At 57.2% G+C, this 21,043-nt stretch carries 19 protein-coding genes; 12 read left to right on the forward strand and 7 right to left on the reverse strand.

Going from position 1 to position 21,043, the window contains the following annotated elements:
* Positions 1 to 17: 17 nt before the first annotated feature.
* Positions 18 to 2,324 carry a biotin transporter BioY gene (locus tag VW41_07550; protein ID AJZ88893.1) on the reverse strand — a complete coding sequence of 769 codons (2,307 nt, stop codon included), beginning with the start codon at positions 2,322 to 2,324 and terminating at the stop codon, positions 18 to 20.
* 533 nt (positions 2,325 to 2,857) lie between these two features.
* Between VW41_07550 and VW41_07555 the strand changes: the two genes are divergently transcribed.
* The 5 genes from VW41_07555 to VW41_07575 are packed head-to-tail and all read left to right on the forward strand — an operon-like array spanning position 2,858 to position 8,320.
* Entirely contained in the window at positions 2,858 to 3,838 is a 981-nt protein-coding gene (locus VW41_07555) for an ABC transporter substrate-binding protein (GenBank protein ID AJZ88894.1), read from the forward strand.
* Positions 3,839 to 3,870: 32 nt separating this feature from the next.
* Positions 3,871 to 5,376 (forward strand): sugar ABC transporter ATPase, encoded by a 1,506-nt coding sequence (locus VW41_07560; protein ID AJZ91896.1) that lies wholly within the window; start codon positions 3,871 to 3,873, stop codon positions 5,374 to 5,376.
* A complete protein-coding gene (locus VW41_07565; protein AJZ88895.1) occupies positions 5,373 to 6,362 on the forward strand; it encodes a membrane protein in 990 nt (329 codons plus the stop codon). Before VW41_07560 ends, VW41_07565 begins: the two co-directional genes overlap by 4 nt.
* Positions 6,362 to 7,369: an ABC transporter permease gene (locus VW41_07570; GenBank protein AJZ88896.1), complete on the forward strand. Its 1,008-nt coding sequence runs from the start codon at positions 6,362 to 6,364 to the stop codon at positions 7,367 to 7,369. The genes VW41_07565 and VW41_07570 overlap by 1 nt, the downstream gene beginning before the upstream one ends.
* Before the next feature lie 6 nt (positions 7,370 to 7,375).
* Positions 7,376 to 8,320 carry a kinase gene (locus VW41_07575; protein AJZ88897.1) on the forward strand — a complete coding sequence of 315 codons (945 nt, stop codon included), beginning with the start codon at positions 7,376 to 7,378 and terminating at the stop codon, positions 8,318 to 8,320.
* Positions 8,321 to 8,351: 31 nt separating this feature from the next.
* On the opposite strand, the gene VW41_07580 is transcribed toward VW41_07575, so the two are convergent.
* Genes VW41_07580 through VW41_07590 form a run of 3 tightly spaced genes read right to left on the reverse strand, consistent with a single transcriptional unit; the run spans position 8,352 to position 11,529 of the window.
* Positions 8,352 to 9,380 carry a dihydrofolate reductase gene (locus tag VW41_07580; protein AJZ88898.1) on the reverse strand — a complete coding sequence of 343 codons (1,029 nt, stop codon included), beginning with the start codon at positions 9,378 to 9,380 and terminating at the stop codon, positions 8,352 to 8,354.
* Complete coding sequence (locus VW41_07585) at positions 9,377 to 10,873, reverse strand: carbohydrate kinase (GenBank protein ID AJZ88899.1); 1,497 nt, start codon at positions 10,871 to 10,873, stop codon at positions 9,377 to 9,379. The genes VW41_07580 and VW41_07585 overlap by 4 nt, the downstream gene beginning before the upstream one ends.
* Positions 10,874 to 10,917: 44 nt before the next feature.
* Positions 10,918 to 11,529: a methylthioribulose-1-phosphate dehydratase gene (locus VW41_07590; GenBank protein AJZ88900.1), complete on the reverse strand. Its 612-nt coding sequence runs from the start codon at positions 11,527 to 11,529 to the stop codon at positions 10,918 to 10,920.
* Between the two features lie 239 nt (positions 11,530 to 11,768).
* On the opposite strand from VW41_07590, the gene VW41_07595 reads away from it, so the two are divergent.
* From VW41_07595 to VW41_07620, 6 genes are read left to right on the forward strand one after another with little or no spacing between them, the layout of a single operon-like run.
* Positions 11,769 to 12,707, forward strand: a complete 939-nt coding sequence (locus VW41_07595) for a GTP cyclohydrolase (GenBank protein ID AJZ88901.1) — start codon at positions 11,769 to 11,771, stop codon at positions 12,705 to 12,707.
* Positions 12,697 to 13,257: a carbonate dehydratase gene (locus VW41_07600; GenBank protein AJZ88902.1), complete on the forward strand. Its 561-nt coding sequence runs from the start codon at positions 12,697 to 12,699 to the stop codon at positions 13,255 to 13,257. The genes VW41_07595 and VW41_07600 overlap by 11 nt, the downstream gene beginning before the upstream one ends.
* Before the next feature lie 2 nt (positions 13,258 to 13,259).
* Positions 13,260 to 14,057, forward strand: a complete 798-nt coding sequence (locus tag VW41_07605) for an ABC transporter (protein AJZ88903.1) — start codon at positions 13,260 to 13,262, stop codon at positions 14,055 to 14,057.
* A gap of 19 nt (positions 14,058 to 14,076) precedes the next feature.
* A complete protein-coding gene (locus VW41_07610) occupies positions 14,077 to 15,027 on the forward strand; it encodes an ABC transporter substrate-binding protein (GenBank protein ID AJZ91897.1) in 951 nt (316 codons plus the stop codon).
* A gap of 41 nt (positions 15,028 to 15,068) precedes the next feature.
* Entirely contained in the window at positions 15,069 to 16,025 is a 957-nt protein-coding gene (locus tag VW41_07615) for an ABC transporter permease (GenBank protein AJZ91898.1), read from the forward strand.
* A gap of 31 nt (positions 16,026 to 16,056) precedes the next feature.
* Positions 16,057 to 17,406, forward strand: coding sequence for a dihydroorotase (locus tag VW41_07620; GenBank protein ID AJZ88904.1), 1,350 nt, complete (start codon positions 16,057 to 16,059; stop codon positions 17,404 to 17,406).
* A 254-nt stretch (positions 17,407 to 17,660) separates the two neighbouring features.
* Here the strand turns inward: VW41_07620 and VW41_07625 are convergent, their stop codons facing one another.
* From VW41_07625 to VW41_07635, 3 genes are all read right to left on the reverse strand, one after another.
* Positions 17,661 to 18,449 carry an AraC family transcriptional regulator gene (locus VW41_07625; GenBank protein AJZ88905.1) on the reverse strand — a complete coding sequence of 263 codons (789 nt, stop codon included), beginning with the start codon at positions 18,447 to 18,449 and terminating at the stop codon, positions 17,661 to 17,663.
* Positions 18,450 to 18,622: 173 nt separating this feature from the next.
* A complete protein-coding gene (locus VW41_07630; protein ID AJZ88906.1) occupies positions 18,623 to 19,072 on the reverse strand; it encodes an HxlR family transcriptional regulator in 450 nt (149 codons plus the stop codon).
* 66 nt (positions 19,073 to 19,138) lie between these two features.
* Positions 19,139 to 20,041 (reverse strand): LysR family transcriptional regulator, encoded by a 903-nt coding sequence (locus tag VW41_07635; protein AJZ91899.1) that lies wholly within the window; start codon positions 20,039 to 20,041, stop codon positions 19,139 to 19,141.
* A gap of 74 nt (positions 20,042 to 20,115) precedes the next feature.
* Between VW41_07635 and VW41_07640 the strand changes: the two genes are divergently transcribed.
* Positions 20,116 to 20,997, forward strand: a complete 882-nt coding sequence (locus tag VW41_07640) for a Zn-dependent hydrolase (protein AJZ88907.1) — start codon at positions 20,116 to 20,118, stop codon at positions 20,995 to 20,997.
* The last annotated feature ends 46 nt before the right edge of the window (positions 20,998 to 21,043 follow it).

Here is a 21,043-nt window from a genome sequence, read left to right on the forward strand (position 1 = left end):
GTACCTATACCTGGCTCTCAGGCCACAAATGCGGGAGGATCAAACGCGGTAATCGGCGGGAGTGCTTCGCGCCAAATTTCTATTTCCACCCGGCAGCTTTGGGCGCTACAGCCCTGACCGAGGCGCGAAGAACCGCGATCCTCGGTCAATACGTTCGGGTTACCGTGCTTGTCCAGCGAGCCTGGCGTGGAAGGATCCTGCGGGTCATACCACGCGCCTGTCGAGATTTGAACCACCCCCGGCAGGATCTGGTCGCTGAGGTGAACGCCGGCCAGAATTGCCCCCCGGCCATTGAAGACCTTTACCACTTCCCCTTCCTGAATGCCGCGTTTTTGCGCATCGGTTGGGTGCATCCAGAGCGGCTCACGTCCCTGAATTTTTGTGGCCCGGCTTACGCTACCGTGGTCGTACTGGCTGTGCAGTCGGGTGCGTGGCTGGCTGGAAAGCAGATGTAAAGGCCACTGCTTAGCCTGCTGTTGCTGATAAGCCGCCTCTTCTTCATCCCAGAACGGAAAGCCCGGACATTCCCGGTAGCCGAACCCGGCCACGGTCGCTGAATAAAGCTCGATTTTTCCCGACGGCGTGGAAAGGGGAAAACGCCCCGGGTCTGCGCGGAAATCAGCCAGGAAAATTTGTGGTTTAGCGGGAGGTGTAAACTCCAGTTTCCCTTGTTCCCAGAAGGTGTCGAAAGGCGGTAGCTCCACACCATCTGCCTGCGCTCTTTCCCTTGAGGATTCATACAGATGCGGCAACCAGTCAGCTGCGGTACGTCCTTCGCTGAAGGTTTCATAAAACCCCAGTCTTTTCGCAAGCCCACAGAAGATGGTGTAGTCATCCTGAGCTTCAGCCTGCGCCGGTATTTGCTGGCGCATGGCAATCATAAAGCCGTCGTGGCTACCGCTGCCAATGTCGTCGCGCTCAAGGGACGTGGTCACCGGTAACACAATGTCGGAAAACTTCGCCTGCGCCGTCCAGTACTGCTCGTGGGCAACGATGGTTTCCGGGCGGCGCCACGCCTCAACCAGACGGTTGAGATCCTGGTGATGATGGAAAGCGTTGCCACCTGCCCAATAGACGAGGCGAATATCGGGATAGCGGCAGAGCTTGCCATCAAATTCATATTCACCACCGGGGTGAAGCAACATGTCCGACAGGCGAGCCACGGGAATTGCCGTTTTGATTTTGTTTTCCCCGGCGGGAAGGCGAGGGCCGGAAAAAGGCACGCGAGGGGCACCCGCAAGATTAGTACAGGCGTAGCCAAAAGCCAGGCCTCCGCCGGGCGTTCCAATCTGGCCCAGCAGGGAAGTCAGTGCCACGGTTGCCCAATAGGCCTGTTCCCCCTGGCGGGCGCGCTGAATAGACCAGGAAATGTTGATCATGGTGCGCTTGCCCGCCATGGTTCGGGCCAGCGTTAAGATTTGTTGCTCATCAATTCCGGTGATGTTTGCCGCCCAGCCTGCGGTTTTGGGCACGCCGTCGTGCTCGCCGAACAGATAGCGGCGCAGCTGTTCGAAGCCAACGGTATGGCCGTCGATAAAGGCCTCGTCGTGCAGGGATTCAGCGATCAGCGTATGACAGAGCGCCAGCAGTAGCGCGGTATCTGTGCCGGGGCGAATCGCCAGCCAGCGGGCGCTTTCTACGGCACTGAGATCGTTTCGTACCGGGCTGATGTTCACGAACTGCACGCCATTTTGCTCAAGACGTTCAAGCCAGTGCTTCAGCATGTGATCGTTTGCGCCGCCGCCGTTTACCTGAGCATTTCTAAGCGGCAACCCGCCGATAGCCACAAATATTTCGCAGTGTTCTGCCAGCACGGAGAAGTGAGTATGTTGTTTATGCAGAGGGCTTAAGGGGCCAAGAATATGTGGCAGGATCCGCTCTCCGGCCGCGCTGCTGTAGGTATTTGTACTGGCCGTATAGCCGCCGAAGGCTTTCAGGAAGCGATGCAGCTGGCTTTGGGCATGGTGAAAGCGCCCGGCGCTGGCCCAGCCGTAAGAGCCGCCAAAAATCGCTTCGTTGCCGAAGCGCTCCTGCACCGAGCGAAGATCCCGTGCCAGCAGATCCAGCGCCTGCTCCCAACTCACCTCCACAAACGGTTCCTTGCCTCTGCCTTCGCGAGAGGCGGGGCCGTTTTGCAGGTAACCCAGGCGAACCGCCGGGCGGCGAATCCGTGTATTCCCGGTGACCGAATCCGCCAGAGACTGGCCGATGCGGGAGGGATTTTTGTCCCAGGATACGGGGGAAATGGCGGCGATACGATCGCCCTCGGTGGTGACCTGGTAGGTTCCCCAGTGCATTACCGCCAGCTGATGTTCCGCTTTCATGCTTATACCATGCGTTTTCGATAGGGCTAAAGCGGCATCATACGAGGAGGTGCCAGCAAAGAGGAAATTCATCTCACGATGAAAAATCAGGTAAATGGGCAAAACTATAGCGAATGCTGTTTCATTTATATCGGCTGGCAGTGTTTCTAATTATGAGGGGAGGATATATCGCATTTTAATATTATTTTCGCGAGGTTTTATTTTTGAGAAAAAATAATTAAGCCTTTCCTTTAGTGTGGTTGAATTATTTTCTTGTGATATGTTTTACATGCATTTTTTTCATGTTCAATATCCAGATTCTGAAGTGACTTAATGACATTGCTATGAAAGTATAAGATATATCTATTTTTTATTTTGGCTTGATAATGCTTGTTGTCATGCTGTCGCTTAATGGTCATTTTTTTGCCGAAGGGCAAGGGTGTTCGGGACGTTTATTGCTTCAAATAAGCGTAGCGGAATAAGCCCTGGCTGCGAGGCTGAAACCCGGATCATCAGGCGCGAGTGTGAATAATAAATACAGGATAACTATAGCAATGAAGGGTAAAAAAAGACTTTTGTCTGCCGCCGTTGGCCTGATGTCACTGGCATCGGGTGTTGCGTTCGCCGCAGACACGCTGTCATTACAGGGGAAAACAATCGGCGTTGCCGTCGTGGGCACTCAGCATTTCTGGGATCGAGAAGCCTATAAGGGCGCGACCGAAGAAGTGGAAAAACTGGGCGGCAAGGTTATCGGCGTTGATGGCGGCAGGGATAACCAGGTGCATGCTAATAACCACGATATTCTGCTGTCCCGTAAGGTGGATGCCGTAATCAGTATTTTGGGCGACAGTGCCGTGGAGCCTAAATTCAAAGCATTGCGCGATGCCGGTATTCCCGTTTTTACCGTCGACCATGTTTCTCAGTATTCCGTGAATAACACGACATCTGACAACTACACGTTGGGCTCAACTATTGGCCGTTATATGGCTGATGCACTGGGCGGCAAAGGTAATGTCGCGGTATTTAATGCGTTCTCTAATTCATTACGCATTTGCGGCATACGTTATGACCAATGGAAATATGTCCTGAAAGACTACCCGGACATTAAAATTATTCAGCCGGAGCTGGCAGAGCAATTTGCTAACTCGCCGGAAGATGCCCGGAAGAAAACCCTTGAGTTACTTAGCCAATACCCGAAGGGTAAGCTGGATGCTATCCATGTCGCCTGCTGGGACCAGCCGGCTATCGGCATCGTGCAGGCGCTGGAAGAGACCGGACGTGATAAAGACGTGAAGGTTACCGCCATCGACGCCGGCCCGGAAACGCTGGAAATCATGGCGGAAAAAGACAGTCCGCTGGTGGCCAACGTCGCCCAGCAGCCGCACCTGATTGGCCAGACTTCTGCCGAAAACGTGGCGCGTTACTTCGCCGGCCAGAAGCTGCCGATCCAGACCTTTATTCCGGTTATCCCGGTGAAAGGCCCGGATGAAGCCAAAGCGGTGTACAAAAAGTTGGGCTACGGTGAGCTGAAGTAGTGGACGCTGCAAAAACGCAACGCGGTCTGGTGATGGACCGCATCAGTAAGCGATTTGCCAATGTGACCGCGTTAAACGCGGTCACCCTGACGATAGGCCCGGGGGAAATTCACGGGCTTATCGGTGAAAACGGCGCGGGCAAATCCACATTGATCAAAATTCTTGCCGGGGTTTACAAGGCGGACGGCGGGACGGCCACGCTAAATGGCGTCGCGCTTCCGCTAGGTAAGCCCGCGGCGATTGAGGCTCAGGGGATACGCGTTATTCACCAGGAGCTCAATCTGATCCCTCACTTTACCGTGGCTGAATCGGTGTTCCTGGGGCAGGAATACCGCCATGCCGGCGGGCTGCTGGACAGCCGGCGTATGCGGCAGGCGACGAGAGACTTTTTCCTCCATACCTGGCAACTGGATCTCGACCCCGACCGTTTGATCCGGCAACTGAGCCTGGCCGAGCGCAAGCTGGTGCAAATCGCCAGAGCGCTGATCGACGGTGCGGCAAAACTGGTGGTCTTTGACGAGCCTACGGCACCGCTTGAAGCGCACGAGGCGAGCCTGGTGTCCGACGCTATCCTGCGTCTTAAAGAGCAGGGCATCGCCATTCTGTACATCTCCCATTACCTCAATGAAATCGCCGCGCTGTGTGATGCCGGAACCGTGCTGCGCAATGGAGAAGTGGTGGGTTATCCGGATCGCGAAGTGCTGCAGAATACCGATGCCGTGATTCATATGATGGTCGGCAGAGAAATCGACCGGCTTTATACCCCGCGTGAGCACGCAGCTAATGCCCCGGTGAACGAAACGCCGCTGCTTTCCGTTCGCGGGCTTTCAGACGGACAGCAGTTGCAGAACATCAGCTTTGAGATCCGCCCGGGTGAAATTGTTGGCGTGGCGGGCTTACTGGGCGCAGGGCGTGATGTGCTGGTGGATACGCTTTACGGGCTGAATACGGCGAAACAGGGCGAGATCGTCATAGAAGGGCGCGCGCGTCGTATCCGGTCGCCGCGGCAGGCTATCCGGGCCGGTATGGCGCTGGTGCCTCGTGACCGACGACATCAGGGGCTGATCCTGCCGTTTTCGGCGGCCGATAACATCAACCTTGCCTCGCTGCCGGATACGGCAACGTTTGGCTGGGAGCACCGCACCAGGGCGCTGCAAAAAGCCCGCGACTGGATTGAGCGGCTGAGTATTCGCCCTGCTATCCCGGCGCTACCGGTGCGCTTCATGAGCGGAGGGAATCAACAAAAGGTGATTCTTGCCCGCTGGCTGGGCACCGAGGCACGACTTTTTATTCTCGATGAACCCACGCTCGGCGTCGATATTGGCGCACGTAGCGATATTTATCAGCGCACTCGCCAGCTTGCCGAACAGGGGCGTTCGGTACTGGTCTCTTCCAGCGACGCAACCGAACTGCTTGGCCTGTGCGACCGCATTCTGGTGATGTGGCGCGGTGCGCTGGTGGCGGATTTAGCTACCCAGGGGCTGACGCTTGATGCGCTGCTGGCGACGATTAACGGTGGGCAGGAACATTCGCTATGAGTACTGAAATTCGCCGTTTCGGCGCGCGCCGTTCCGCTGTGTTGTTTGAAAAATTCCCGCTACTGCTGTTTGTCGGCCTGCTGGTCTGGCTCAGCATTCAATCACCCTGGTTCCTTAGCTGGCAGAACATCAGCCTGATGTTGGTGCAAAGCGTCCCGCTGGCGATCCTGAGTTTTGGCCTTGTTTGTGTGATTGCGGCCGGGGGAGATGACGTTGTTTCTGGGGGGATCGATCTCTCGCTACCGGCCATTGCCGTTTTCGGCGTGGCGCTGCTGAGCCTGGGCATGACCGAGTGGCTGACGCCGTGGCCGCTGTTATTGCTGCTGGTGGCAGCGCTGAGTCTGCTGTGCGGGGGGATCAACGCGCTGCTGGTGCTGGTCGCCGGGCTGCCACCTCTGCTGGCAACGCTCTCAACCTCGGTGGCCTTTACCGGCCTGACCGACCTGCTTACCGGGCAGCGCCGGATCGGCGTCAGTGACCCGATGATGGTGGCGTTTCGCGACGGTAGCGTACTGGGTATTCCTTATGCGCTGATTTATCTGCTGTTGGTGTTCGTTGGCTTCCAGCTTGTGCTGCATCACACCCGCTTTGGCCAGCATTTGCAGGCGACGGGCGGCAGCAAAGATATGGCCCAGATGTCCGGGCTTAACGTACCCCGGCTTATTCTCGCGTCCTGGCTTATCGCCGCCGTTGCGGCGGGCCTGGCTGTCTTCCCGCTGCTCGCACAGGGCTCGGGCAGCTCCAGCGGAACCGCTACGCCATTGCTGATGGAAACGGTGCTGGCTACCTTCCTTGGCGCGGCGTTTTCGCGCCGCCGCGTGGTCACCGTTTGGGGGGCATTGCTGGGGGCTATCCTGGTGAACGCCTTGTCTAACGGCCTGGGATTGCTGGGGGTGAATATTTTCTGGGTAGGCGCTATCAAAGGCGTGTTGATTCTCGTGGTGCTGGCGGCTTCTGCCCTGCAGCAGAAAGGGGCCAATAAATAATGAAAGTTTTTTCTGCTCTGGCGGCAACGCTTCCGGTCGGTGAGTCCGGGAGAAAACCACTGGCCTGGCTGTCGCGCGCGGGTTTTGCGCTGGTAACGCTGTTTTTCATTGCCCTGTTCAGCTGGTCTAATCCGGTCTTCCTGACGCTGGATAACTGGAGCAATTTGCTCCAGGGCAGCGCCATTCTGCTGATTGTGGCGCTGGCGATGACGCTGATTGTCAGTGCCGGGGCGATCGATCTCTCCGTCGGCGTGGCTATCGACTTTGGCGCCATGCTGGCGTTGATTGCGCTCAAAACCTGGCAGCTTCCCTGGCAGGTGGCGGTGCTGTGCGCCCTGCTGGGCGGTGTGGTGATAGGCCTGGTAAATGCTTTTCTTATCCTCGCCTGTCGCATCAAGCCGTTTCTGGCAACGCTCGGCACCTGGTTTATTGCCAGCAGTGCCGAGCGCATTTACACCGACGGCGGCGGGGCGATTTCCTGGCGGCGCATGGCCCCGGAATACCACGATTTGGCGGTGGGCAATGTTTGGGGGATCCCCACGTCGGTGCTTATCGTGCTGGTGGTTTGGCTCGCCGCCTGGCTACTCACCGAGCGGACGCTGTTTGGGAAGCGAGTGCGCGCGATTGGTCAAAACAGCGAGGCCGCCCGTATTGCCGGGATAGCCGATAAGCGAACCTTGTTCTGGGTGCTGATTGCCGCTTCGGCAATGTGCGCCGTGGGCGGCATTATTTTGTCTGCCAACCTGCGTCAGTTCACGCCGCTCGCCGGGCAGTCCTATCTGATGGATGCCATTGCCGCCGTGTTTATCGGCACCGCATTCCAGCGGCAGGGACGCGTGAGCATGGGCGGCACTCTTGGCGGCGTGTTATTCCTCGCGATTATTGATAACGGGCTTAACCTGATGGGGCTGAACTATCTGGTGAAAGATGCGCTGGTGGGCGTGATCCTGGTGGTGGCGCTGGCCGTTTCATTCTGGCAGGCGCGTCTGCGCCAGCAACACCGTTGAGGGACTATGAGCAAATTTGACGCTGTTTTCGTGGGTCTGACCATCCTGGATATTGCTGGTCGCCCGGTGGTGGAGATCCCACCGGGCGGTGGTGTGCAGTTTATCGAGCAAATTCGCCTCAACCCGGCGGGAACCGCCGCCGGGGCGTTGGTGAATGCTGCCAAACTGGGGATTCGCACTTCAACCGTTGCCTGCCTGGGAGAAGACGAAAAAGCCGAATTTATTCTGGGCAGCTATCGCCGCCTGGGGATTGACTGCTCGCTGATCCAGCGCACGTCGCAAACAGAGACGTCGGCGACAATTTTACCCATTCGCCCGAACGGTGAGCGGCCTGCGCTGCACTGCCGGGGCGCATCCGACAAGCTGTACGTCGATGAGGCTGATTTTGATCGGGTGCTGAACACGCGTTATCTTCACCACGGCGGCACCGGGCTGCTTGCGGCCATGGATACCGGCCAGAGCGCTGGTTTACTGGCCGCGGCGAAAGCGCGGGGGGTCATCACCAGCTTCGATTTAATCGCACCCGATGAAAATACGCTGGCGCTGCTACGCCCGCTGTTGCCACATGTGGACTATTTTATGCCCGCGCTTGAAGAAGCCGCGTTTATCTCCGGGCGACAGGCGCCAGCAGAGATTGCGGATTTCTTCCTGGCGCTGGGAGCGAAATGCTGCATTTTTAAAGACAGCGTGCGCGGCTCCTGGCTATTCAGCCGTGACAAGACCCGGCATTTCCCGGCCTATAAAGTGATTGCCAGCGACACAACCGGCTGCGGTGACAGCTATTGCGGCGGATTTATCGCCGCGTTGGCTCGGGGGCTTTCGGAGGACGAAGCCTGCCGGGCAGCGTCTGCGACTGCTGCCCTGGTCGCGACCGGGTTAGGCTCCGACGCTGGCGTGGTGAACTGGGAACATTTGCAGAATTTTATGGCGACCACGCCTTTGCTGGCATAAAAAACGGGCCCTTCGGGGCCGTTTTTCTGTCTTAGCGCCAGGCGTACAGCAGCGGCTCTCCGGCAACAAACCGCTGGAGATCGGCGGCGATCATTGCGGTGTGTTTCTGGATGCTTTCCCGGGTCGCTCCGGCGATGTGCGGCGTAATAATGACGTTATCCAGCTCGCTGATAAACGGATGATCGCGCCACAGCGGTTCCTGGTGGTAAACGTCCAGCGCCGCGCCGCCGAGTGGCCCATGGCGTAAGGCATCGATAAGATCGGCCTCCACAACCACCGAAGCACGGGAAGTGTTGATAAGCTTCGCGCCCGGCTTCATGCTTTGCAGCAGCGGCGCACTGACCAGACCATCGCTGTGCGGGCCGCTGCTTAAGTGCAGGCTGACAATATCTGACTCGCGGAACAACGCTTCCAGCGTGGTTTTATGCAAGCCCGGCTCGTCGATATCTTCGGCGGCGACAAACGGATCTACTACCAAAATATTCATCCCGAAAGCGCGGGCAATACGTGCCACGCGTCGCCCAATATTGCCGTAGCCAATCAGCCCCAGCGTTTTATTGCGTAGTTCGCCGCCTTTGAACACTTCATAAGGGCTTTCCGGGCTAACGTCCCAGACCACATCTTTGCGCAGGCCGGACTGGGTTTGCTGCTCGCTTTGGCTTTCGCGGGTAAATGCTCCGCGCTTCAGGGCGGCATGGGACTGTGGGATGTGGCGCATCAGGCCTAGCATCAGGCCCAGAGTGAGCTCGGCGGCGGCATCTGCGTTGCGTCCTGGCGTATAAAGTACGGTGATGTTACGAGCCCGCGCGGCCTGAACATCAATGTTGACCGGGTTAGCGCGGGTGCAGGCAATCACTTTCAGCTTAGGGCAGCTGTGGATCACTTCTTCGGTGATGTCGTCATAGCTGGTGACAATCACCTCGGCGTCATGGGCGAGATCGATAATCTGTGAGGCCTTAAGCTTGGGTTTACCGATGGCCCAGCCTTCGATAATCAGCTCGCCCAGTTGGCTAAAAGGTTCAAGGCTGCCTGCATACTCGGCGGTAAAGACGATTTTCATTGTGCATTATCCTGAGAAAGACGTTGTAAGGCCTGATGCCGGGCCTGCCATACCGGCTGGAGTTGTTCACGCAGCAGGCGGAATACCGGGAACAACGCCCGGTAGGCAGCATGGGCCTGAGGTTGGGGCAGATAGCGGGTTTGTTCGAGAGTCGGATAGCGTTCCAGCGCGCCCACGCTGCGGGCGGCAAGCAGCGCCGCGCCTCGGGCGCTGAGCTCATTAAAGTGGCTGGCGATGACGGTTCGCCCCGTACAGTCGGCGATAATTTGCAGCCAGGTCGCGGAGGCTGCCCCGCCGCCGGTAAGGTAGAGATCGCCCTCGCTGGCATAGCCCGTCAGAGAATCCACAATCGCATAGGCCAGCCCCTCAAAAACGGCGCGCTGAAGCGTCGCGCGGGAAGTATGCTGGTCCACGCCAAAGAACCCGGCGCGGGCAGTGGGGCTGTAGAACGGGGCGCGTTCGCCATTCAGATAAGGCTGCCAGAAAACGCCCCCGCTGCCCGGGGGGATAGCGGCAATCTCTTTCTCCAGCGCAACAAGATCCGGCGTCAGGGAAATGTGCTGCTGCAGCCAGTCGATGTTTGGCGTGCCAGCCTGCATAGGGAACAGGTTAATAAAGCTGCCCTGTTCGGTATGGGTGACAAAGCGGGTGCCGCTGCTGACGGTTTCGCGCCCGTGGCAAACTACGCCGGTGCAGCAGGTGGTGCCGAGAATGGTATAAATATCCCCATCGTGGATCGCGCCGCAGCCCAGCGCCGCGCTGCAGACGTCGAGTGCGCCCGCGGCAACGGGCGTCGCTGGCGGCAGGCCGCAAAGCCGCGCGGCGGCTTCGCTTAAGCTCCCGGCCTGTGCGTCAGGTCGAAGTAAGGGCGGAAAACGTGTTTTCAGGTCATCGATACCCAGAGCCTGAAGGGCGAAATCAGAAATCTCACCGCTCGACTGGTTCAGCAGCGAAGCGCTGGTGTCGGTCAGCTCAAGGGCGGCGACCTGCGTCAGGCGAAAGCGAATCCAGTCTTTGGCGAAGAAGATATAGTCGGCGGCGGCGAGGCGTTCGGGCTGATTCCGCTTCAGCCAGCATAGCTGAAGGCTGGTGTTACAGGGCTGTAGCTGAGATCCGGTTTCATCGAACAGGGCTTTATCCAGGCCCGGTGACTGCAGAAGTTCGTCCATCAGCGTCCGGCTGCGGGTGTCGCTCCAGAGTATGCCCGGGCCCACCGGCTCGCCGTTTTTGTCGCTGAGCCAAACGCCTTCCCCCTGGCCCGCCAGACCTATTGCTTTGAGTTTGCCCTGTTGTAATGCAGGGCTGTCGGCCACTTCCCGCAGCGTCCGTACAACGGACTGCCAGAGCTGCTCCATATCCTGTTCGGCATAGCCCTGTGGGGAGAGCGTGGGAGAGGTGTTTTCCGCGGCGCTGGCTACCGCATGGAAATTGCTGTCAAACAGCACGGCTTTGACCCTCGACGTGCCGATATCAATACCCAGGAAATACTCCATACCTCAAGCCTCACGCTATCGAACAGACACAGGAAAATGGCGGGTTAATCACGCTCGTACAGGCGGCGCTGCATTTCGCATTCAAACAGGAATTCCAGCCCTTCAAGCTGGCGGCGCGCTTCGGCTACGTCTTTGCCCCAGCAGGTCAGACCGTGGCCGCGGAGCAGGAAACCATAGTTAAGTGGAATCTGTTCGGCATAACGTTCAATGCGCTTTGCCAGCGCGTCGATGTCCTGATCGTTATCAAAGATGGCAATCGGCACCGTGTTGAGATGCGTCTGCTGGCCGGTAAGGGTTTTTTGCATTTCATAGCCGCTGATGTTCAGCGCCGGGCCTTTCTCAATCCGCGACAGGACGGTGGCGTTCACGGTGTGGACGTGAAGTACGACGTTTGCTTCGGGGAAAAGGCGATAAACCAGAGTATGCAGCCCGGTTTCGGCAGAAGGTTTTCGCCCCGAAGGCGCCTGATTAGTGGCAATGTCTACCTGCAGGAAATCCTCGCTGGTCAGGCTGCCTTTGTCGCGCCCGGATTCACTCAGCCAGCACCACTCGGCATCCTGGCGAATGGACATATTACCGCCGGTTGCCGGGGCCCAGCCTTTGGCGCCAATCCAATGACAGGTGGTGACCAACTGCGCGAGTCTTTCTTGCCACATAGGGTATTCCTCAATGCTTTTTAGTTTAAGTGTCTAGCCGTCTAAATGGCTGTTTACATGATGCTATCATTGTGTGAACACACGGGCAACACTTGCCGGGTTATAAGATATATCGAGCAAATCAGTGGTTTTTCACCGAGTTTTCTCCTGTGACTGGACGGTTTCGCTTTGCAGTAGAAACGTCGCTTTGCATCATTCAATATTGTTATGTTATAACGTTACAAATTAACGAGAAGACGATGCGCTATATGACGGTCACCCCAATGCTATGCCCTAAAACGCTGCCTGATATTCAGTCCCTTAGAAGCCACGAATTCGATACGGCCCTGTCGTGGGTCGGCATGGAAAAGATTGATCTTCCGGTGGAGGTGGCTGGCCGACCGATGACGGCGAAAGTGAACGCCGGGATCAATCTGCTCAGTTCTCCGGAAGCCGAAAAGGGCATTCATATGTCCCGGATCTATCTGCTGCTGGACGAGCTAACCCAGGGCGAAATTACGCCTGCGGTATTGCGCCACTTGCTGGGTGAATTTTTGGTTTCGCACCAGCGCAGCAGCGACCGCGCCAGCGTCGAAATTACCGGCGAGCTGCTGCTGTCGCGCAAATCTTTAATCTCAAACCACTTTGGCTGGAAAGCTTATCCCATCAGTATCCTGGCGGAGTGTGGGAAATCTTTTGCCGTCACGATCCGGGTGGGGATCCCGTATTCATCCACCTGTCCGGCATCGGCGGCGCTTAGCCGCAATCTCGCTCAGCAGCAGTTTCTGCGGGATTTTGGCTCGCGGCACGATGGCGTGTCCGTCGAAGAAATGATGGCCTGGCTGGGCGAGAAGGGCATGCCGGGGACGCCCCACAGTCAGAGAAGCTGGGCGTGGATCAGCTCTCAGCTGAAGCCGGATGTTGCCACGCTGCCGTTTCTGGCGCTTATTGACCTCGGTGAGGCCACGCTTGGGACGGCGGTGCAGACGGTGGTTAAGCGCGGCGACGAACAGGCTTTCGCCTGGGCAAACGGACAGAATTTGATGTTTTGCGAAGACGCCGCTCGCCGTTTGAACAAGGCGATGCTGGACGCGCCTTTTAGCGAGGCTTTTAGCCTTCGCGTTGAGCATCAGGAAAGCCTCCATGCGCATAACGCGGTGGCCCGTATTCACTGGACAGGAAATCACCATGTTGCGTAAAAATCCTTCAGGCCATTTGCCGCAGGTCTCTCCCAAAGCGTATATCGATCCCACGGCGGTAATTTGTGGCCGGGTCATTATTCATGACTATGTGTATGTCGGGCCTTATGCGGTGATCCGTGCCGACGAGCTGAACGCCGAAGGCGACATGGATCCTATCGTTATCCATTCCCATTCGAATATTCAGGACGGCGTGGTTATCCACTCGAAAAGCGGGGCGCCGGTGACCATTGGCAGCGGCACGTCCATTGCGCACCGGGCTATCGTGCACGGCCCTTGCCGGGTCGACGAGAGAGTGTTTATCGGCTTTAACAGCGTGCTGTTTAACTGCCACGTACAAACCGGCTGCGTCATTCGCTATAACGCGGTGGTGGATGGGGTGACACTGCCGCAGCAAACGTATATTCCGTCCACCGAGCGCGTCGGGCCTGACTCTGATTTAACTCAATACTCACGGGTTGACCCTGCCTCAGTGCAGTTTTCTGAAGAGGTGGCTAACACCAACGTCAAGCTGGTGGAAGGTTACCAACTGCTGCGCAACGAGTTCTGAGCATGTCTTTTCCATCCGCCGAGTCAGCACCCGAGCTAAGCGTTTCCCTGCGGGCGATTGCCCGTCCGCAGGGCGCAGCCTGGCCGGTGGCGATTAATTTTCAGCTGCTAAAAGGGGAGCGGCTAAGCGTGATTGGGCCAAACGGCAGCGGCAAAACGTCGCTGCTGCGGGCGCTGAGCCAGGAGCTAAAGGCCGAAGGAGAGATAACCCTTGCGGGGCGGCCCTTGAATAAACTGGACTCGCTGCTGCGGGCGAAGCTCGTAGCGGTAATGTCGCAAAACGATCTCCCCGATCTACGTCTGTCCATTGAAGATTATGTTGCCTTAGGCCGGCTACCGTTTGCCCGGGATATGCCTGAGCCAGAACACCGCTGCATTGTCTGTGGGGCGATGAAAGAGGTTGGCGTCCTCGGGATGCGGCATAAATCGCTGGCCTGCCTGTCCGGCGGGGAAAGACAGCGGGCGATTCTGGCACGAACGCTGGCGCAAACCTCCCGCTTGCTCTTGTTGGATGAACCCACCAACCACCTCGATCTGGCGGCGCGGGAAGAGCTGCTGATGTTGGTAAAAGCTCGCGGCACAACGGTTATTGCCGTCTTACACGATCTTAACTTAATCGAAGGGTTTGCCGACAAGGTACTTATTTTGTCTGCGGGCCAACAGCAGGCTTTTAACGTGCCCGATGCGGCTCTAAAAACAGAAATCCTCCGTCCCGTTTTCGGTCTTGACAGCTTTACGGTCGACCATCCCGGCCAGCAAGGCAGACGAGTCCGTTTTTTTGAACCTACACGTCAACAGTAAATTTTCAGGGATCGTTATGATGTTAAAAATAGCTACCGGCTTCTTGCTTGCCTTTACCTCCTTTACAGCCTTTGCCTCCGGCTTCCCGGTGACCATCACTAGCTGCGGTAAACCCGTGGTCTTTAACGCGGCGCCTAAGCGTGCGGTCATAAATGACCTGAACATGTCAGAGATGGCTTTCGCCCTTCATTTGCAACCGCAGATTGTGGGCCTGACGGGCATCTCCGGCTGGTACAAAATGACGCCTGAATTTAAGCAGCAAATGGGGACGATCCCCGAGCTTGCGCCCAAGTATCCCTCACTTGAAACGCTGCTGGCCGCCGAGCCCGATTTCTTTTTTGCGGGCTGGAATTACGGCATGAAAGTGGGAGGCGATGTTACGCCCCAAAGTCTTGCGAAATACGGCATCAAAACTTTTGTGCTCAGCGAAAGCTGTGCTATCTCCGGCGAAAGCAAAACCAAAGCCACCCTGGATCTGCTCTATAACGATGAGCTTACGCTTGGCAAAATATTTGGTAAGGCAGAGGCTGCTCAGAAGCTTGTTGATGGCTGGAAGGCGCGGCTGGCGGCCCTGCCCAAAGCACAGCCGGGCGCAAGGCCACTAAAAGTCTTTGTTTTTGACTCCGGGGAAGACAAGCCGTTTACCAGCGGAAAATATGCCATGCCGCAGGCCATTATCGAAGCCGCAGGCGGCAAAAATGCCATGGAAGGGCTGGACACCAGTTGGGGCACCACTTCCTGGGAAAGCGTGGCGGCCGCCGAGCCGGATGTCATTATCCTGCTGGATTACCAAAACAGCGGTGGCGCCGATTCGCTGCGCCAGTTCCTTGAGCGCCACCCGCTGATGAAACTCACCCCGGCGGTTAAACAGCACCGTTATCTGAAGCTGCAGTACGCCGAATTGACGCCAGGCCCGGCAAATATCTCCGCGGTTGAGAAGCTGGCTCACGTCCTGTACTCGGTACAGTGATGTTTTTAGCTTCTCGTTACGGCCGGGCGGTATGTCTGGCTATGTGCCTCAGCATGCTGTTTACGGCACTTAGCTTAACGGAAGGCTCGGTCCGGCTGAGCCTGCACCAGGTGACAAGCGCGCTGCATCTCACGGCCACGGACGTTTCACCGATGATTCGCGGGATAGTGCTGGACATCCGACTACCAAGAACGCTGCTGGCCCTGATGACCGGCGCGGGGCTTGCGGTGGTAGGCGCGTTGCTGCAAACGGCCACGCGCAATGAACTGGCAGATCCTTTTTTGTTCGGGCTTTCTTCCGGCGCGTCAGCCGGGGCCGTGCTGGTTTTTACCCGCTTAGGCGACTTCTTCGGAGCCTGGACGCTGCCGGCGGCGGCTTTTGGCGGAGGGCTACTTTCCTCAGTGGCGGTGCTGTCTCTATTTCAGCTTAAACGCGAGCGGGGCGCCGAAACGCTGATTATTTGCGGGCTGGCGATCTCTTTTTTGTTCGGCGCGTTAACCAGCTACCTGATATTCGCCGGTGACCAGCGCACCGCCAGCTCGGTTTTGTTCTGGTCGCTCGGCGGCCTGGGGCTGGCGCGGTGGGATAACCTGGGGTTCGCGCTCGGGGGTTTGCTGCTGTTAGCCGCGTTTTGCCTGCTGAGATGGCGGTCGCTGGATGGACTACTTGCGGGCGATCGCACAGCATTTTCGCTGGGTATCAACGTCAACCGCCTGCGCACCGAAATTTTTCTGTGCTGCGCTTTTTCGACCGCCATATTTGTAGCGCTGACCGGCGTGATTGGTTTTGTCGGGCTGATGGTGCCGCATCTTTGCCGCCATTTTTCCGCCATTAAGCACGTCAGTCTGCTGCCTTTGTGCGCCCTGGCCGGCGCCTGTTTATTGTGCGGCGGCGATCTCGCCAGCCGGGTATTGGTTGCGCCGCAGGAGCTGCCCATTGGCATTATTACTGCCGGGATTGGCGGGCTGTTTATTGTTGTGATGGTTGCCCGACGCTAGCGCAGCCTTTTTAAGCCGGAGAGAACGACTGATGAAACCCCTGTTACTGACCAACGCGCTGGTGATTAATGAAGAGCGGCGTTATCAAGGCGATCTGCTGATCGTGAATGGCCGAATTGAAAAGATTGCTACGGCTATCCCGGCCCGGCCAGCGTGGTCCGTGCTCGATCTTGGCGGTAAATGGCTGCTGCCGGGCATGATTGACGATCAGGTGCATTTTCGCGAGCCGGGGTTGATGCATAAGGGCACGATAGCCAGCGAGTCCCGCGCGGCGGTGATGGGCGGGATCACCAGCTACATGGAAATGCCCAACGTTTCACCGCCGACCACCACGAGACAGGCGCTGGAAGGCAAATTTCAGCGGGCCTCCGAATGTTCGCTGGCGAATTACAGTTTCTATTTCGGCGCCACCAACGACAATCTGGAGGAACTTAAGGCGCTTCCTGCCGGGGCAGCCTGTGGTGTAAAAGTTTTTATGGGCGCCTCCACCGGCAATATGCTGGTGGATGATGAACGTATTCTGGAGGCGATTTTCCAGCATGCGCCGGGGCTGGTGGCCACGCATTGCGAAGATACGCCGACCATCAAACGCAATGAGGCGCTGTGGCGAAAGCGGTATGGGGAGCAGATCCCAGCCGCAGAACACGCGGCCATTCGTTCGGTAGAGGCCTGCCTGCTGTCTTCGTCCCGGGCGGTTGCGCTGGCGAAAAAGCATGGCACGCGGCTTCATGTGCTGCATATCACCACGGCCGACGAGCTGGCGCTGTTTGACCCGGCTCCCACGCTTGAAGACCTGCGCAGAAAAACCATCACAGCGGAAGCCTGTATTCATCATCTCTATTTTAATCAGGATGACTACGCGGCGCAGGGGCACAGGCTGAAGTGCAACCCGTCGGTGAAGGGCGCCGCGCACCAGAGGGCGCTATGGCAGGCGGTTAAAGCCGGAGTGATTGATATTATTGCGACAGACCATGCGCCGCATTTGCTGGCGGAAAAGCAGAATGATTATTTCTCCGCACCTTCGGGATTGCCGCTGGTGCAGCACGCGCTGCCTGCGCTGCTTGATATGTGCGCCAGAGGAATTTTTACTCCAGAACTTATCGTCAGAAAAACCAGCCATGCGGTAGCCGAGCGTTTTCAGATTAAGGATCGCGGTTATATCCGGGAAGGTTACTGGGCCGATCTGGCGGTGATCAACCCCTGGAAGCGAGCCAGCGTTGAGGGAAGCAATATTGCCTACAAATGCGGCTGGTCACCCTTCGAAGGGCACACCTTGCAGGGGGGCGTGGTTGAAAGCACGTTGGTGAACGGGCGCCTCGTCTGGGATGGCGAGTCCGTTGCCGAGGGCGTTTCCGGGCAAGCGCTGGCGTTTAACCGCTAGCGTTCACGGGGCTTGAACAGATCTTCAATGTGGTGCATCAGCTCAGACATTTGTTGCAGGATATTGGCGCTGTCCACGATCAACGCTCCCCAGAGGACAATCAGCGCAGCAACCATGCCGGCGGCCGAATAGTAAAACAGTTTCATCACAGCATCATATTGGCAGAAATTTGTCCCATTATAGCGAGACATTGTGGCCTGTCAGTAAATGATGGCGTGCGGGGCAGATGCCGCCTGACATCTGCCCCTGGAAAATTAACGCACGTAGCGCGGCGCTGGCTGGCCGACGCCTGCCGCATCAAACATCGCCTGCGCCGTTGTGGCGTAGGTTTCCCACAGGCGGATGTCGTGCAATGGCGGGATGGTAATGGCTTCGCCGCTGTCCAGCCCCGCCAGGGCTGAATCCACCAAATCCTCCACTTTCATCACCGCGCCTTCCGGCAGTGAGTCCACCGACACGCCTGCGCGATCCCAAATTTCCGTTGCCGTGGCTGCGGGCAGCACCGCCTGAATACGAATACCGGTACCCGCTGCTTCGGCCTGAAGCACTTTCGTCAGGTTCAGAACATAGCCTTTTGTGCCGCTGTATACCGCACTGCCTACCCAGCTCTGTACCGCCAGAATTGAGGATATGTTGATCAATGTCCCGCTGTTTTTTTGCTGGAAATTAAGCAGAGCGGCATGGCTCAGGCGAGTTAACGCCGTGATGTTCAGCGTGATAAGCGCCTGGTGTTGTTCCACGCTGGCGGCGGTAAAAGCTGCACTGTGGGCGGTACCCGCATTGTTAATCAGTACGCTAATACGCTGATCTTTCAGGGCAGCCTCAACGGCGGCAATATCCTGGTCGTTAACCAGGTCAGCTTTTAGCGTGGTCACGGTAATGCCGTGCCGGGCTTCAAGCTTCGCGGCAAGATCGCGCAGACGATCTTCGCGCCGGGCCACCAACAGCAAATCAAAACCTCTGGCCGCGAAACGGTCGGCATAAACAGCACCAATACCGGAAGACGCGCCGGTGATTACCGCGACAGAACGGGAATTAGCCATAAAACACCTCATAAGAAATTAAACAACAGTGATTTGGTTTCATTATGAAACCTTTCAGGAAATGTAGATGCAATGGTTTTATTATGCAACCAATGTGCGGGATGTTTTTCCGTTATGCGCAGGAATTGATAAAAAGGGAATTAGTAAGCACCTGAATAACAAGTGCTTATTTTTCAGGCGGAGGTGCGGGCCTGGGTGATGATTTCGCCCGGCTGCAGCTCCCGGCCATCGTCGGCCTGCAGGGTCAGCTTGCGGATGGGGCGATGCTGCTGGTTGTCGACGAGAACGCTGCGCGTTTCATCCCTGGCATAAAGGTGTTCACAGCCCCACTGAGAAAGGGCCGCCAGCACGGTTTGCAGCGCCCGGCCTTTCTCCGTCAGCACATACTCGCTCCAGGCGCTACCGTCAGAGGCCGGACGAAGCTCAAAAATTCCGTTATCTACGAGCTGTTTCAGTCGAACGGTCAGCATATTTTTGGCGATGCCGAGGTTTTTTTGAAACTCTCCGAAGCGAGACATGCCGTTCAGTGCATCGCGCACGATAAGCAGTGACCACCAGTCGCCGATCACGTCCAGCGTGCGGGCAACCGAACAGACGCTGTCTTCAAGGCTTTTGCGTTTCATCATTCCTCCTGATGGGCTTGTCAGGTTCTATTATAAAACTTTTTGCTGAGAGGCTGAGCGGTAATTTCAATGGTACCAGGCGGCCAGCGTGCGGCGCAGGCTGTCTATCAGACGCTGCTTCCATTCCACGGTGGACGTCCGGTACTGCAAAAACAGGCTGCCAATAGCCTGGTCGCCAGACAGCGGCAGCGTAAAAAGCTGGGTCTTGTCATTCAGGGTAGCAAACCACGGGGCAGGCACAATAGCCATCAGCGGTGCGTTACGCAAGGCGGGAGCAAGCTGGCCGTAGTCGCTGCAGGTAAATGCCAGACGGCGTTCGAGCCCGGCTCGCGCCTGCTGGCGATCAAGCTCGTTAATGTCCTGCGGCCAGGGATGACAATAAAAATGTTCAAATTGCGCCAGCTCGTCAAAGGCCAGGGTTTCCCGCCCGCTGAGTCTGGAGGAGAGCGGCTGGCCGAAAACGGCGATCAGGCGCGTGCTGCCTACGCGTTCATAATGCAGGGCGCTGACGCGTTTTTGATGATCGCCGATCGCAAGCAGCAAATCTATTCTGCCTTCCAGCAGTTCATCACGCCACGCCCGCCGCTCAAACGTCAGGCATTCAATAATGGCCCCGGCCTGATGCCCTTTGCGGGCGAGTTCAGGGGTGAGTAATACGTTAAGCGCCGGGGGCAGGACAAGACGAAAGCGGCGCACCTCAGTGTGTTCTTCACCAAATAACTCTTCATTCAGAGAGACAAAGAGCGGGATTAGACGCTCTTTAATGCCGAGGGCGTAAGGCGTGGGAAGCTGGCTGTTTCCCTCCCGGCGGAAGAGCGGATCCCCCAGCGCGTCACGCAGGCGAGCAAGCGCATGGCTGACGGCGGACGGGCTGAGAGCCAGCTTCTGTGCCGTTCGGCTGGTTGAGCCGGTGGTTAACATCACGTACAGCACCTTCAGCAGGTTCATGTCTAATTGCAGGATATTCACGATATGCATTCTCAATTGCATCGGACTAAATTGCCCGGCAGTATACTGCGCCTCCTGACAAAAAGGAGCTACCTGTGAACCGTTATAGCCTGTTGTTTACCTGTATTATTTCGACCTTCTCTGCCGGCAGTTTTGCGTCGATAAACCCAGCGCAACCGCTGTCTGCGGCGCCGCCTTATTCGCTTTTTGAAGGCTGGGCCAAACCGGTTAAACCATTCCGCATGGCAGAAAATGTCTGGTATGTCGGCACTGAAAACCTCTCGTCTATTCTGATTACCACACCCGAGGGACATATTCTCGTCGACGGCGCGCTTGACGCCAGCGCCGGTGGTATCAAAGAGAATATTACTTCTCTGGGTTTTGATATCCGCGACGTGAGGTTCATCCTCAATAGCCATGCCCGGCTTGATCAGGCCGGAGGCATAGCCAAACTGAAGCAGTGGAGCGGGGCGAAACTGGTTGCCAGCAGGGCGAATGCTGACCAAATGGCGCGGGGCGGAAAAGAGGACTTTGCGCTGGGAGACGCGCTGCCCTTCCCGCCGGTCACCGTGGATAAAATTATTCACGACCGCCAGACGCTGAAGCTGGGCGGTGTGACCGCGACCGCGCTGCTGACGCCGGGGCACCTGCCGGGCAGTACATCATGGTTGTTTGTGCTGCCCGACGGGCACACGCTTATATACGCCGACAGTCTCGCCACGCCGGACTACTATCTGGTGGCGAATAAAAACTATCCGACGCTGGTGGACGATATCCGCCACAGCTTTGCCACGCTCGCCGCGCAGAAGGTGGACATTTTTGTGGCAAACAAAGGAGACCGCTTTGGCCTGGCGGAGAAACAGGCCCGGCTTGCCGCGGGAGATAGCAACGCCTTTATCGACAGAGATGGGTTACAACGCTATGTGGAACTCTCCCGCCAGCGCTTTGCAGCACAGCTGAAACAACAAACGGAATAATAGGGCTTTTTGCGATCCGCCGGGCAGGCCGGCTGTCATTTTTCTG

The sequence above is a fragment of the Klebsiella michiganensis genome, assembly GCA_000963575.1.
Lineage (GTDB): Bacteria > Pseudomonadota > Gammaproteobacteria > Enterobacterales > Enterobacteriaceae > Cedecea > Cedecea michiganensis_A.